The organism is Mycoplasma razini (assembly GCF_048076865.1).
Taxonomy (GTDB): Bacteria; Bacillota_I; Bacilli_A; order Mycoplasmatales; family Metamycoplasmataceae; genus Mycoplasmopsis.
This window is the reverse complement of sequence record NZ_CP182212.1, coordinates 62,815-77,053: the sequence shown is the minus strand read 5'-3', so window position 1 is coordinate 77,053 and position 14,239 is coordinate 62,815. Positions and strand designations below refer to the sequence as shown.

The following is a 14,239-nucleotide window of genomic DNA, read 5'->3' as shown; positions in this document are numbered from 1 at the left end:
CCTTTTATAATGTGGAACTTGCTGCAAGCACACCGAAGAACACAAATACAAATGAGATTGAATCGATGCGATCTAATAGTCCACCATGTTCTTTTAAAATATTTGAAAAGTCCTTAATTTCATTTCTTCTCTTAATTAATGAGAAGTATAAGTCCCCTAGTAAAGCAATAATTGGTGCAATAAATAAGAAGGCTAATAAGAATGCGAAGAATCTAGAAGAAGAATTTAGTAACACTGCCCCTAATGAATTACTGTTTAAGCCACGGATTCCATAAACAGTATAAATATAAATTAGAGTAACAAAGAATGAAACTAAATATCCAATAATAGCTCCTTCTCAAGTTTTCTTAGGACTAATAGCCGGAGCTAATTTAGCTTTAATAAACTTGTGCCCTAAGAATTTACCACCAAAGTAACCACCAATGTCATAAGAGGATGCAACTATGATCATTAATAACACTAATTCAACCCCAATTTGTTGAGTCATTAAAACAATAAATGACTTAACAAAGATGGTTAAAAATAATGACATAAATCATAGTGAAATAGTTTTAAATAAAAGAGCTAAAATGTTAACATTATCAATTACCACAAGTCTAATTAAGAAAAAGACTAGAGCAATAATAAAAGTAGCTAATAAAGCTCAATAATCAAAAACAAATCTAGTAAATAATGTTCCAATATATGGAAGAATTGCTCCATTTTGACTTCCTGTTATTGATACATTTATAAATAAGTTTGAATCCACTTGACCACGTCCAAACAATACTTCTAAAAACATGTTTGGCCCTAGCATCATGGATAAAACGTAAAAAACTGTTAGTATGATAGAAGGGATGATCATGCTGCTATAAGCATGTGAAAGTTCATAGAAAATTCATCCTACAAAGACGCCTAAGATAATAATAGAAAATGCCCTTAATGTTCAAAACCCTGCAGCAGAAAAGTTTTGATATAAATCTTGTCTAAATGAATAAGATAAAATGATAAGTAAAATCGTTAAAACAACCACTATAAAAGCAGCTGGAACAAAGCGATCTAACCAGAAATTTTTTTGTTTATTTTGTACTTCTTTTTTCATATATTAATTATATTAGATTCCTGTTTTTTTACTGCTAAATTAAAAAATATTCCCATAGGGAATAAAGATTATTTTTTACCTGAAAGAAATAGACCAAGATAACCTAAAGCAAGCATATTTGGTAAATAATTGTATTTAGTTTTTAAATAGGCACCATCTCCACCAGTAAGTAAAAGCTGATATTTTTCTAAATTAGTTTCCTTTTCAATGTGAGATAAAATAAACCCATTTAATAAATTATATAAACCTGAGTTAAGAGCTTCTTGTGTGTTTGTTCCAAGTTGCTCACTTCCGATATAAGGTAAACTTAATTGAGCAACTTTTTCTTGAATATGCACATATGAAAGAAAAGCGCCAGGGGCTATCGAAGCTCCAAGTAAAGTATTGTCTTCAATTTTCAGTGCCACTAGAGCAGTTCCAAACATAAATACGTAAGCATCCTTGATCTTATTATCAACGCAATATTGCAAGCAAGCTAAGATATCTATTCCTACCTCATTGTGTTGGATGTTGTTTGCTAGTTTTAAGTTTGTACCGTAAGTATGATCTAAAATTGCAATGTTACAAAAACCTAATTTTTGCAATTGTGAAACCAATTGTTCTTGATGCAACATTTCATTATTGCTACTTGCTATAATGATTTGATCTTGAAAACTAGGCATACATAAAGCTAAAATATTTTCTAAATCTATACTTTCATTCCTATTACATAGTCAATTTAGGTTAAGGAGTACTTGAAATTGAGAATTAATATAATGAAACTTAATCATTGAATTACCAATATCAAATACTAAATAGTTATGTTCATTTTTTTGCATATTACCTTCGCTTTTTTAAAATAAATCTTGATATACTTTATTATAACTTAACAAAATGATAAACGGAGATATATATGAAAAAAGAATTAATTGAAATCGGACACACTAATATTTCTTATAAAACTAGTCATAACACTATGCAACAAACAAAAGTTTATAACAAGTTTAATCATAAAGTAGACTATACACAATTAAGTAAATTGCCTTTTGTACCTAAATTAATCAAGGATACTGAAACTGAAATTGAGTGAGAATGAATCGAAACTCAACCTTTAGTTTTTAACAACGATACCTTAAAACAAATTGCGGATAATTTTAAAACTTTACATGATTCTAATTTACAATTCCCTAAAACAAATGTAGCAGCTAGAGTTAAAGAGTACCGTAAAATTCTAAATGAGCGTAATATTAAAATTGATGTTATTAATGATTACTATAAACGTATTAATTTAATTTTAAAAAATTCTGAAGCAAATCGTCCTTTACACAATGACTTATATCTTAATAACATTTTGCTATCAAAACAAGACAAAATTTATTTCATTGATTGAGAATATTGTTCAATGGGTGATAAACATTTTGATTTAGCATATTTTATTTGTGGTTCATTTTTAACTCCTGAACAAGAACAATATTTTTTAGATCAATATGACACTTATTGAGAAGAATATTTAATCCAACAAAAGATTTTAGTTTACTACTTAACAATTCTTTGAGATAATGCTCAAGAAGTTAAACCTTTTGATGATGCTTACTGCATCCAACGTTTAAAAGAAACTGTTGCTGAATATGATTACAAAAAGAAAAACAACTTATTTAGAAATTAGATAGCATAGCTATCTTTTTTATATAAAAAATGGGGTAGACCCATTATTTTATTTTTACTAAGTAAATTTGTTTTTTACCAACATGTAATAAGGCATATTGATTATTTCAGATTTTTGATTCCACTAAACTAGTTTCTTCAATTGGAACTAAATTTAATTTAATAGCTTGATTTGCAAGAAATTCTCTTACTTCACGTTTAGATTTAACAATTCCTTGTGCAATTAATTGTTCAACTAAATTGCTTCCAGCTTCCATTTGAATAACATTTAGCACATCATCTAAGTCTTTAATACTTTCTAATGCAATTGAATTTAAATCAAGTTTCTTATTGAAAAGAACTTCTGAAGCTAATGCTGCTTTTTCGGCTTCTTCAATATTATGAACTTGTTTAATAACATTGAATGCTAAAGCTTTTTGAGCAATATGTTGAGATGGATTGGCTTGATGTTTTTCTAAAATTAACTTAATTTGATCAAGTTTTAAGAATGTTAATCATTTTAGTAATTTTTCAATTTCACTATCTGGTTGGTTTAATAAGAATTGATACATGGCATAAGGTTTTGTTCTTTCAGGATCAAGTCATAATGAACCACCACCTGTTGATTTTCCAAACTTATTACCATTTGAGTCAGTTAATAAATTAGCAGTAATTGCAACAGCTTGATGATCATTTCCAAACACTGTTGAAATCATATCTAGGCCAGTTGTAATATTACCTCATTGATCTGAACCACCAAATTGAACTCTCACGTTTTTGTCTTTGTATAAGGTTAAAAAGTCTCAACCTTGAATTAATTGGTAAGAAAATTCAGTAAAGCTTAATCCTTTTTCAATTCTAGAAGATACAGAATCTTTTGCAAGCATATAAGAAATATTAACTAATTTCCCAACATCTCTTAAGAAGACAAGAATATTCATATCCTTGTAAAAATCATAGTTATCAATTACTTCAAGTCCAAATTTTTCTAGTTGTGCTTTAATTCTTGATTTATTTAATTGTAAGGTTGCTTCGTCTAATAGTTGTCTTTCAGCATCCTTAAAAGATGGATCACCAATCATTCCGGTTGCTCCACCTAAAACAGCAAATACTTTAAAACCATGTTGTTTAAATCTAAGTAAATTTGCAATTTGTATGTAATTACCTAAGTGCAAGCTTGTTGCTGTTGGATCAAATCCACAGTAAACAGCAGCATCTTGAGGTAAGTTGTGAAATTTGTCCTCATTAGAAATATGTTTTAATATTCCACGAGTACTTAAGTCTTCAATTATAGTCATTATGATAATTTAAAATCCTTTCCAATCTGGCTAACTTCTCCAAAAATTAATCCTTCACCTGCTAATCCTAAAGTTTTATATCCAGTAAGCATCCCTTCACTAGCAACAGATAACATTTCACCTGTTAAAACATCTGTTCCAGCAAATGTTGTGCTTCCTGGTAAAGCTAGAACAACTACTTTACCAACTTGAGAATCTAATGTGTTTGTTACTAATTGAATAGTTTTATCATTTGCAATTTGTACTTTTAACACAAATAAGCGTTCACTTTTTGGATGTGCGTTTCTTTCTAGGATTAAGCCATAAATGAATTTTTGGTCATGTGAAATTTCAAGATTTAATTCTTTAGCCACTGAGATAATTAAATCTTCTCCAGCTGGTGACAGATAGCCAAATTTTACATCTTCAGGTATATAATATTTTGCATTATCTAAAACATTAATACTTGCTACCTTGTTATTTTCATCTACAAAGAAAACTAAATCTTCATGTTTAATTTGATGTACTTTTTGAATTCTTGAATCAACAAAAAGCACCGCAGTATTCTTAAATACTTTATCTAAATTATTAAATAATATCATATGGATATTATACCCTCTTTATAATAATTTATAATATAATACAATTATGAAAAAAATCGCTATAGTAGTAGACTCTTCATGTGGACTAACAAAAGAGCAAGTTGAAAAACTTGGCTGATATTTCTTGCCACTAAAAATAGAGTTAGATGACAAAATATATAATGATGGTGACAACTTAAAAAGTCATGAATTATTTCGCCACTTTTCTTTAGAAACTAAAACCTATAAAACAGCTTGTACACCAATCGGACTAGTTGAAGATATGGTTGAACAACTTTCTAAAGATCATGATTACGTAGTAATCTTCCCTATTTCAAAACACCTTTCTTCTCAATATGCAAATATTAAAGGCTTAGAAGCTTTATATCCTAAACTTAGAGTTTTTGATTCAGAATACATTGCAATCTTATTAACATTCCAAGTTTATGAATTTTTAAATCTTCTGGAAAAGGAAAACATCGACCTTGAACAAGCTTTACAACAAGCTGCTTCTTGAAAAGAAGAAATGCTAGTTTCATTAGTGCCTAAATATAACGATTATTTAGTAAAAGGTGGTAGGCTTTCTCCTTCTGCTGCAACAGTAGCTAAATTATTAAAAATCGTGCCTATTATAAGTTTTTACCATGGTAGACTTGAAAAAGAAGGTAAAGGACGCATTTTTGCTAAAACAATTTTAAATAAAATTGATGAAAGATTACAAGATTCAGACTCTGACTTATTAATCCTACAAAATGATTGTGCTGAGCATGATCAAGTAGTTAAATATATTCAAGATAACTATAAAAACAATCGTGTTTTCTCTTCTTCATTACCAAATTGCATCTCAATTCATACTGGTCCTGAAGCAATTGTTATAATCAAATTAGGACGTAAGCTTACAGACCAAGAAATCGCAGTTTTATAATGCAACAAAAAATTGTTTGCACTTCACTGCAAGACTTAGACAAATTTATAGATGCTAATTTAGATTTATTTAAAGAGAAAAAAATTCTTTTATTAAACGGGGATTTAGGAGCTGGCAAAACTACTTTTGTTAAGCTTCTAGCTAAAAAACTAGGTATTAAACAAAATATCACCTCGCCTAGCTTTTCTTATATGAAAGATTATTCAGGTTTAATTCATATGGACCTTTATAACTATCGAGGTGATATTGAAGAATTCGAAGATTATTTTGATGATAATATCGTTGCTATTGAATGAGCTAACTTAAAGAAATATCAATTTAGTAACTTTGTTGAAATTAACGCTTATATTGATAACAATTTACATCATGTCTTTGAAATTATGGAGGTTAGATAATGAATGTTTATTTAGATACCTCAAGTGAAGATTTTGTATTAGTTCTATTTGATCAAGAATTTAAAGTTCTTGATTTTATTCTACTAGAAGGTTATAAGAAAAAAGTTCAACTTATTACTGAACAATTTGCCCTTTTACTTGAACGTAATCACTTAGAAATACAACAATTAACAGGCTTATATACCAATGTTGGACCTGGATTTTTTACAGGAATTCGTAGTTCTCTTGTATTTTTTAGAACTTTAGCTCTGCTTAATAATATCCCTATGTATAGAACTACAAGCATGGATATTTTACAAATTCAACATCCACATACTGCAATTTTATATAGTGATGCTCAAGGAAATAAGCTTTACCAATATAACTACAACATAGATTCAAACAACTTTCATGACAAAATTACAGTTGTTGAAAATAATAATCAAGAGTTAACTAAAATTAACTTTGTTCGAATGATAAATGACTTTAGCTTATACCAAAGTATTTTCTCATTTCAAGAAACTATTGAAATTGAAGCTTTATATATTAAACAACCTCAAATAGGAGGGCAAAAATAATGCGTATTTTAGGTATTGAAACCTCACATGATGATACATCACTTGCTATTTTAGAAGATGGTAAAGTTCTAGATATGTGAACCATTTCTCAAATTGATATTTTTAAACAATTTGGAGGAACTATTCCAGAAGTTTCTTCTCGTGAACATGTTAAAAATATTGCTCTTATTCAATTAATGCTTCAAGAAAAATATGATCCAAATTCAATTGATTATGTAGCCTATACTAAAGAACCCGGACTAATTGGAACCTTACAGGTAGGATATTTATTTGCTAGTGCTTTTGCTCAAAGCATTAAAAAACCTCTAATTCCAATTAACCACTTGATTGGCCACTTCTTGTCTTCAACACTAACTGAAGAAATCACTTTCCCAGCACTATGTTTATTAGTTTCGGGTGGTCATACTCAATTAATTTATGCAAAATCACCAACTGAAACTGAAATTGTTGGCGAAACATTAGATGATGCAGTTGGAGAAGCTTTTGATAAAGTTTCTTCACGTTTAGGACTTGGATTTCCAGGTGGACCTTTAATTGATAAATTAAGTCAAACTTATACTGGTTCATTTATTTCATTTACTAAGCCACATACTGAAAATGCTTTAGACTTTTCATTTTCGGGACTTAAAACGCAAGTATTAAATAAAGTTAATAAAGCAAAAATGAAAAATGAAGAAATAGATCCTGTTCAATATGCTGTTTCCTTCCAACGCACTGCTGTAGATTATTTAATTGAAAAAACTAAGGTAGCTTTAGAACTTTATCCAGTTGCAACACTAGTTTTAGGTGGTGGTGTTTCAGCTAATAAACTGCTTCGTTCAGAATTTATTTCATTACATCCGAATACTATTATTCCTTCACTTAAATATGCAACTGATAATGGTGCAATGATTGCTCAAGCTGCTTATTTACAATTATTACAAGAAGGCAAAAAATAAATGCAAGTTAACCTTGCATTTTTTAATATTTTAATTTAAATCAGTTTCTTGTGTATTGAGTAGATCTAAAACATTTTTTGCACTTGTTATAGCATTTCTTGTGAAGAAGCAGTTAATAATTAATAAAATTGGTCCTGATAAAAATCCAATTAAATTAAAAATAAATAAACGTTCAATTGTTCTTGAGTAAGCCAATAATTTGATTAAGTCTGGTTGAGCAATTGTATTTTGCACACTTGTTTCATAAACCATTTTTGTAAATAGTTTTTTAGTGTCATTACTTAACATAATTAGCTTAATTCCATACACTAGTCCAATAATAACTGATGCTATAGTTAAGATTGAGAAAATAGCAGTTGTAACTCTGTATCCTATTATTGAAGCATTAGGATATAGTTGAAGTGTAACACTTGCAACAGCACTTAATATATATGATATTAAACCTAAAACAATTGAAACAATTCAAGTTACAAAAACTATTACAAGATATGTTTTAGCTTGTTCAAGTTGATTAAGAAATTTTTCTTTCATTTTACCTCTAATTTTATTTTATCATAGTTTCTCACCCAGCAGAGCAAGTTGATAAAATCAGAAATAAAAAAACTGCAAGTGCAGTTTTTTAACCTTCACGTTCAGATTCAAATTCAGCTGATAACTTTTGATGTTTAGGGCAAGTTAGTACTGAATGATCTGGTGAAAATTGTACATAATAGACATATTGATTATATTTACGTTGATACAATTCTTTGTTCATAAATTGAAGTTTAACAAGTGGAACATTATATAACTCTCTAGATTGTGGTTCAATATCAATTCTAAATACTGGATATGATTCAACTTCCCCACCTAGTACGATATTGGTTTTCATTAATTGTTTTTCTTCTTCTGAGAAGAAATTCATAATATTCTTAAAGTTTTCTTCTAATATTTGCTCTTGTTCTGCTTTTTCTTTTAACATAAACATTAAATCTGATTCTAATTCTTGATACATCACAGTTTTAAATGTTTCTAAATTAAATAAATCTTTTTGCTTTTTAGCAAATACATTAATAAACATTTGATATGGCATTAAATCTTGCACTAGTCCAAAAACATATGTATAAGTTTGATCACATTCAGGACAGTGTGCTTTTACAATTGATCCCATTTAACCTCCAATATTTTAATTATAGCTTATAATTTTATATATGTTAGATTTTGAAAAAGATTATTGAACTAAATACCCCTTAATTGCAGGATTGGATGAAGTTGGACGTGGCTGTTTAGCTGGTGAATTAGTAGTTGCTTGTGTTGTTTTTCCAGCAAATTATAGCAATCCTAGAATTAAGGATTCAAAGTTACTTAGTGAAAAAGTTAGGGAAGAATTATATAATGAAATTATCTCTTCAGCCCTTGCTTATAGTATTGAAATTCGCACACTAGATCAAATTAATCAATCAAATCCCAAAGCTGAATCACGTATTGGGATGCAAAAAGCTTTAGAAAACTTGCCTTTAAAACCCGATTTAGTAATTACTGATTTTGAACATATTGAAACCAACTTGCCACAAATTAATTTGGTTAAAGGTGATAATATATCACTTTCAGTTGCAGCTGCTAGCATTCTAGCTAAAGTTACTCGTGATCGAATGATGCTTGCATATAGTGAAATATATCCTGAATATGACTTTGCTAACAACAAAGGATATGGAACTAAAAAACATTTACAAGCCTTAGCAAAACACGGAGTTACTAAATTACATCGCATTAAATATAAGCCTATTGCAGACCTTTTGAATCAAAAATCTCATTAGTTTGAGATTTTTGTTTTTTTATTCAACAAAAAGGTTGAATAAAAATATTATTAAAAATAATATTTTCCATTAAAATTTAAACATAATGATTAAAGCAGAAAATATTACATTTAGATATCGTGAAAATGATGTTAAACCAGCTCTTAGCAATGTCTCATTTACAATCGAAAAAGGGCAATATGTTGCCATTTTAGGTCATAATGGGTCAGGAAAGAGTACCCTTTCTAAAGTCTTAGTCGCCTTATTGAAACCTCAATCAGGTTCTTTAAGCATTGATGGTATCGTATATAACAAAGAAAATTTATCTCAAATCAGAAAGAAAATTGGAATTATTTTTCAAAACCCTGATAACCAATTTGTCGGTTCTTCAGTTGAAGATGATATTGCCTTTGGTTTAGAAAATCGTTGCATTCCGCATGATGATATGAAACCATTAATTACTGAATATGCATCTAAAGTTGATATGCTAGATTATTTAGAAAGAGAACCAGAAAATCTTTCTGGAGGGCAAAAACAAAGAGTCGCTATTGCTTCTGTCTTAGCCTTAAATCCAGATGTCGTGATTTTTGATGAAGTTACTTCAATGCTTGATCCTAAAGGAAAAAGCAGTGTATTACAAATCATTAAAGAAATTCAAAGTAGCAAATCTAAAACTTTAATTTCTATTACTCATGACATGGATGAAGCAATTTTAGCTGATAAATGTTTAGTCTTTGCAGGTGGTGAGCTAGTTGCATCAGGCTCTCCAAAAGATATTTTGAACAATAAAGAAATTATCGATATTGCCAAAATTGAATCACCATTTATTTATCGTATTAGTGAAAAGCTTAACGGAATTGAAGCAACATATAATGAGAAGGAGTTAATAGAAGAGCTATGCAAATAAGAATTAAAGATTTATCTCATACATTTAGCCCTAAATCTCCTTGAGAATTTACTGCTTTAAAAAATGTTTCTTGTCAGATTAATGATGGTGAATACATTGGGATTATTGGTTCAACCGGTTCAGGAAAAACAACTTTTATTGAACACTTAAACCAATTACTAAGCCCTACAGCTGGTGAAATAGAATGAGATTTTTATGATGATGTCACAATAACTAAACAATACTTATACAACAAACTGGATAAAGAATTACTCACAAAGTATCCTGCAAATTCAAAACAATACAAAGCAGAATACAAACAACGTGCAAAAGAGCTTAAACAAACTTTTAAAGCAAACAAAGCTCGTGCTAAAAAACTTAAAAAACAGCTTGATAAAGAAGTTACTCAAGCTGTTGAAGAATTTCGTGCTAATTTTATAAAAGAAAAATCTAATAGCTACGAAAATAAAATTCAATTCACTCATGCTTTAGCTACTGAAACTAAATTATTTAAGCTAAATTACATTTATGAGAGTGAATTAGGCAAAGAAATTCATCGCCTAAAATATATTCAAGATAATATTATCTTTACTAAAAGTGCTAAAGGTAAGGTCTTTGGCAAAGATCCTAAACAATTACGTAAACATGTTGGGATTGTTTTCCAATTTGCTGAATATCAATTATTTAAAGCTACTATTCAAGAAGACATTGCTTTTGGACCTATGGCTTTTGGTGTTGCTAAAGAAAAAGCTTACCAATTAGCAGCTGAATGTTTAGAATTAGTCGGTTTAGGCCCAGAATACCTACAAAGAAGTCCTTTTGAACTTAGTGGTGGGCAAAAACGTCGTGTGGCAATTGCTGGAATTTTAGCAATGCAACCAGATTTCTTAGTTGTCGATGAACCAACTGCTGGATTAGATCCAGTTGGTGTTAATGAAATACTTCAAATTCTACACGGATTAAACAAGTCAGGTAAAACAATTATTAATGTAACTCATGATCTAGATAATATCTTAAAGTATGCTAAAAGAATTATTCTTTTCAAACAAGGAAAAATAGTTCGTGATGGTGATCCTTATGAAATATTGAATGATGTTGAGTTCTTAAAAGAAAATAACTTACAACCTCCTCATTTATTAGCGTTTGCTAATAAACTTAGAAATAAAGGAATACCTGTACCTAAAGTATTATCAGAAGATGATTTAATAGCTTATTTAAATTCTTATTTAGGAGGGAAATAATGAAAAGTGTTTTTGGTCGTTATATCCCTGGTAAAGGTTTCTTATATAACCTTGATCCTAGAATTAAGTTATTAACAGTTATTTTATACATCGTAATGGTCTTCATGGTACGTTACTTTATTGATATGGTGATTCTTTTAATCCCATTATTAGTGGTTTATATCATAACTAATAAACGTGTGCGTCCATTATTTAAATTGATGTGATTGCCTTTCTTTATTTCATTCATTATTTTCTTTGTCAATATGTATACTATTACAAATCAAACTGTCTATAATGACTTGGAAATGATGTATAAAAATTCTTCAAATATAGTTGGTCGAGATTGATTATTTAATATGTATAATCCTGAGAATACATTTTGAGCTTTTAAAACTTCTAGCGTAAGTGAAGACATGATGATTCCTACTTTGGATGCTGCTACTCACACATATGTCTTTACAGCAACCAAAATGCCAATTCAATATGGTGTTTCATTGGATTCAATTAATCGTACAGTCTCATTATTTTTAAGAATCTATACAATGATTTTAATTACAGCATTATTAACAAATACTACTCGTCCAATCTTGTTAACTAAATCAATTGAAGACATCTTATGACCTCTTAAATTGATTTTTATTCCTACACACGTGATAGCAATGATTATTTCAATCGCATTGCGTTTCATACCTACTTTAATTGACGAAGCAAACAGAATTATGAAAGCTCAATCTTCTCGTGGTGTTGACTTTAAACATGGTAATTTAAAAGAAAAAATTAATGCCTTCTCTACATTAATTATTCCATTATTCGTTTCAAGTTTTGCACGGGCAGAAGACCTATCTAACTCAATGGAAACTCGTGGTTATGATCCATATGCTGCTCGTACTAAATATAGAAAAATTAAACCAACTTGAATGGACTTAATTGTATCTATATTTCTACTTGGAATTTTAGCTTTCTTAATTACTAACATGGTTTATCCACAATACTTACCTTCATGATACATAGTAACAAGAATAGTATAAAAAATAGCCCTTAGGGGCTATTTTTTTATACTAACTATTTTGAATTAAAGTAGCTTCAACTAAAACACCTTTGTTTTCAAATGGTTTTGGATTTTTGCCAAAAAGGTTTTCTGCTAGATTTGGATAGTCAATAAATGGATTACGCATTTGTTCAAGTCTTGCAATTTCATTATTTCTAGTTACATCTCATGGATCAACTACATCTTTCATATCTCAGTTTAAGTATGTATTTAAATAATGTGATTCTAATTTGACAACTGTTTTATCTTTAAAAATTGAGTTAACAAATCCAATATTTTGATCTCTGTAAGTTAACATAAAGTATAAGTAAGCACGTGCAATATCACCTTTAAATGCATCTAAGGGTTCCATAACTTCAGTATTTAAGCTATTTGTTCCAAATTTGCTTCCTTGTTGGAATGTTTGAGTAGCATTTGCCACATTATCATGAGGTGTATTACCTCTAATTTTATTTACATAAATATCTGTAGGGAAGACAAATTGAGCATCGTTACGAATTGTATTATTTTTTCTAAGAAGTTCTTTTTCCTTTTTGTTTGGTGAAGATGGGATGAATCAAGATTGTGGAACTAAGTGTTCTCTATTCATTCCACCATTTTCAACATTAACTTTATTTTCATCAGTGTTTTTGTCTTTTGCATATGTTGCATATGTATATGGATCAACTCCATCAGGATTTTCAGAGTAAATATCTAAAATACTGTTGTCTTTTTCATAATATTTATCTTTAAAAGCTTCAGAATGATCATAAATCTCTTTTAAATAAGCATATCCAGCTGCACCAGATTTAACACCTGATAAGTGTTGCTTTTGAATGTTAAGTAAAGCATCTAATAATTCAAGTCCACTTTTTCCATTCGCAGCTGCATAATAGTTATTAGAATTATCATATTTATATGTGTATTTAGCTGTAGCTGTTGGGAGTGCTACAGTTGCTAAATTATTTGTTAATTCAGAAAGTGGTGTTGTACCATTATCTTTATTTTCAGAACCTGAATTAGCTGGTGTAGTTGTGCCTTCTGATACTGTTAATTTAACAACGCTTGTGTATTCTTTTTCAAGATATTTAAATTGCTTTTCAGGTAAAGGAACTACAAGTTTATATCTCATTGTTAATGTATTTGAAGCTTTATTGAAAGTAAAAGTAATATCTCCATTAGGGAATGTACCTTTCTTACTTGTAAATGTAGGATTTGTTACATTAGCAAGTTGGAAAGTAGCATTTTGTACTGCAGCCTTAGCTTTTAAAAATTGGATTCCATCTCTTCTTGATGTTTTAATTTCTTTTGTTTTGTAGTCAAATGAAATGGTGTTATTTTCTCCTAATTTAGTAATCACTTCTTGTGTAACTGCATTAGGGATCATTTCAAATAAGTTGTTTCCATCTGTTAAGCCTGTTCCAGCTAATTCAGAATTATTTGTTTCTGTTCCATTTTGTGCACCAGTTGTTGGTTGTGTGTCTCCAGTATTATTACCTGAAGTTGTTTTTCCTGATGTTGCAGGTTTTTCTCCGTCCGGTTTCTGATTATTGTTGTTTTCATTATTGCTACATTGAGTTGCAATTGCAGGCAATGTAATTATAGAAAGTCCAGTTAGAGAAATTAATAATGATTTAATCTTTTTCATATTATCTCCTAAAAAATTTTCATAATCTAATTCTAATACATTTTTATTTTTTTAATGTATATATTGCTTTAAAATGTGAAAATGTTTCTTTACATCTAATTTGAAACTAAAAACACTATAATATAGCTGTATTAGTTATAATTAGTTATTGCATTTTCTGATTTCATTACTCTAATTTTGTTTAAAAGATAACTTTTTTGATCTAATGCTCATAAAATAAAAAGATAAAAAAGATTTTTAATTTCAGAAGTTTCTATTATAATATATTCAATATTTAATAACTGTCAAGCACTAACGCTTGACAAC

16 protein-coding genes are annotated in these 14,239 nt (G+C 29.1%); 9 read left to right on the top strand and 7 right to left on the bottom strand.

All coding sequences use genetic code 4. From position 1 onward, the window contains the following. Positions 1-4 precede the first annotated feature (4 nt). Together ACM0L0_RS00350 and ACM0L0_RS00345 are read right to left on the bottom strand one after the other, a co-directional pair. Positions 5-1,081, bottom strand: coding sequence for a phosphatidate cytidylyltransferase (locus ACM0L0_RS00350; protein WP_416738593.1), 1,077 nt, complete (start codon positions 1,079-1,081; stop codon positions 5-7). A 68-nt stretch (positions 1,082-1,149) separates the two neighbouring features. After that, on the bottom strand, positions 1,150-1,899 hold the full coding sequence (locus tag ACM0L0_RS00345; RefSeq protein WP_416738592.1) for a type III pantothenate kinase: 750 nt from the start codon (positions 1,897-1,899) through the stop codon (positions 1,150-1,152). Between the two features lie 74 nt (positions 1,900-1,973). Between ACM0L0_RS00345 and ACM0L0_RS00340 the strand changes: the two genes are divergently transcribed. Next, on the top strand, positions 1,974-2,726 hold the full coding sequence (locus ACM0L0_RS00340) for a phosphotransferase family protein (RefSeq protein ID WP_416738591.1): 753 nt from the start codon (positions 1,974-1,976) through the stop codon (positions 2,724-2,726). 43 nt (positions 2,727-2,769) lie between these two features. Here ACM0L0_RS00340 and tyrS read toward each other — a convergent pair whose 3' ends face one another. After that, on the bottom strand, positions 2,770-4,002 hold the full coding sequence (tyrS, locus tag ACM0L0_RS00335) for a tyrosine--tRNA ligase (protein WP_416738590.1): 1,233 nt from the start codon (positions 4,000-4,002) through the stop codon (positions 2,770-2,772). Next, a complete protein-coding gene (gene tapR / locus ACM0L0_RS00330) occupies positions 4,002-4,583 on the bottom strand; it encodes a TyrS-associated PheT N-terminal domain-related protein TapR (RefSeq protein ID WP_416738589.1) in 582 nt (193 codons plus the stop codon). The genes tyrS and tapR overlap by 1 nt, the downstream gene beginning before the upstream one ends. 46 nt (positions 4,584-4,629) lie before the next feature. On the opposite strand from tapR, the gene ACM0L0_RS00325 reads away from it, so the two are divergent. From ACM0L0_RS00325 to tsaD, 4 genes are read left to right on the top strand one after another with little or no spacing between them, the layout of a single operon-like run. After that, the gene (locus tag ACM0L0_RS00325; protein WP_416738588.1) at positions 4,630-5,487 is read left to right on the top strand and encodes a DegV family protein; all 858 of its coding nucleotides are present in this window, start codon (positions 4,630-4,632) and stop codon (positions 5,485-5,487) included. Then, positions 5,487-5,882, top strand: coding sequence for a tRNA (adenosine(37)-N6)-threonylcarbamoyltransferase complex ATPase subunit type 1 TsaE (gene tsaE, locus ACM0L0_RS00320; protein ID WP_416738587.1), 396 nt, complete (start codon positions 5,487-5,489; stop codon positions 5,880-5,882). The genes ACM0L0_RS00325 and tsaE overlap by 1 nt, the downstream gene beginning before the upstream one ends. Next, positions 5,882-6,439, top strand: a complete 558-nt coding sequence (tsaB, locus tag ACM0L0_RS00315) for a tRNA (adenosine(37)-N6)-threonylcarbamoyltransferase complex dimerization subunit type 1 TsaB (protein ID WP_416738586.1) — start codon at positions 5,882-5,884, stop codon at positions 6,437-6,439. Before tsaE ends, tsaB begins: the two co-directional genes overlap by 1 nt. Continuing rightward, the gene (gene tsaD / locus ACM0L0_RS00310; protein WP_416738585.1) at positions 6,439-7,377 is read left to right on the top strand and encodes a tRNA (adenosine(37)-N6)-threonylcarbamoyltransferase complex transferase subunit TsaD; all 939 of its coding nucleotides are present in this window, start codon (positions 6,439-6,441) and stop codon (positions 7,375-7,377) included. The genes tsaB and tsaD overlap by 1 nt, the downstream gene beginning before the upstream one ends. Positions 7,378-7,407: 30 nt before the next feature. Here tsaD and ACM0L0_RS00305 read toward each other — a convergent pair whose 3' ends face one another. Continuing rightward, positions 7,408-7,908 carry a hypothetical protein gene (locus ACM0L0_RS00305; protein WP_416738584.1) on the bottom strand — a complete coding sequence of 167 codons (501 nt, stop codon included), beginning with the start codon at positions 7,906-7,908 and terminating at the stop codon, positions 7,408-7,410. A gap of 88 nt (positions 7,909-7,996) precedes the next feature. Beyond that, positions 7,997-8,524 (bottom strand): hypothetical protein, encoded by a 528-nt coding sequence (locus ACM0L0_RS00300; protein WP_416738583.1) that lies wholly within the window; start codon positions 8,522-8,524, stop codon positions 7,997-7,999. 40 nt (positions 8,525-8,564) lie between these two features. Here ACM0L0_RS00300 and ACM0L0_RS00295 point away from each other — a divergent pair, with 40 nt between their 5' ends. The 4 genes from ACM0L0_RS00295 (at position 8,565) to ACM0L0_RS00280 (ending at position 12,286) form a co-directional block, all read left to right on the top strand. Continuing rightward, positions 8,565-9,170 (top strand): ribonuclease HII, encoded by a 606-nt coding sequence (locus ACM0L0_RS00295; RefSeq protein WP_416738582.1) that lies wholly within the window; start codon positions 8,565-8,567, stop codon positions 9,168-9,170. Between the two features lie 85 nt (positions 9,171-9,255). Then, complete coding sequence (locus tag ACM0L0_RS00290; RefSeq protein ID WP_416738581.1) at positions 9,256-10,056, top strand: energy-coupling factor transporter ATPase; 801 nt, start codon at positions 9,256-9,258, stop codon at positions 10,054-10,056. Further along, entirely contained in the window at positions 10,047-11,276 is a 1,230-nt protein-coding gene (locus ACM0L0_RS00285) for an ATP-binding cassette domain-containing protein (protein ID WP_416738580.1), read from the top strand. The genes ACM0L0_RS00290 and ACM0L0_RS00285 overlap by 10 nt, the downstream gene beginning before the upstream one ends. Then, on the top strand, positions 11,276-12,286 hold the full coding sequence (locus ACM0L0_RS00280) for an energy-coupling factor transporter transmembrane component T family protein (protein WP_416738579.1): 1,011 nt from the start codon (positions 11,276-11,278) through the stop codon (positions 12,284-12,286). Before ACM0L0_RS00285 ends, ACM0L0_RS00280 begins: the two co-directional genes overlap by 1 nt. Positions 12,287-12,316: 30 nt before the next feature. Here the strand turns inward: ACM0L0_RS00280 and ACM0L0_RS00275 are convergent, their stop codons facing one another. Continuing rightward, positions 12,317-13,933, bottom strand: coding sequence for an endonuclease (locus ACM0L0_RS00275; RefSeq protein WP_416738578.1), 1,617 nt, complete (start codon positions 13,931-13,933; stop codon positions 12,317-12,319). Positions 13,934-14,239 lie beyond the last annotated feature (306 nt).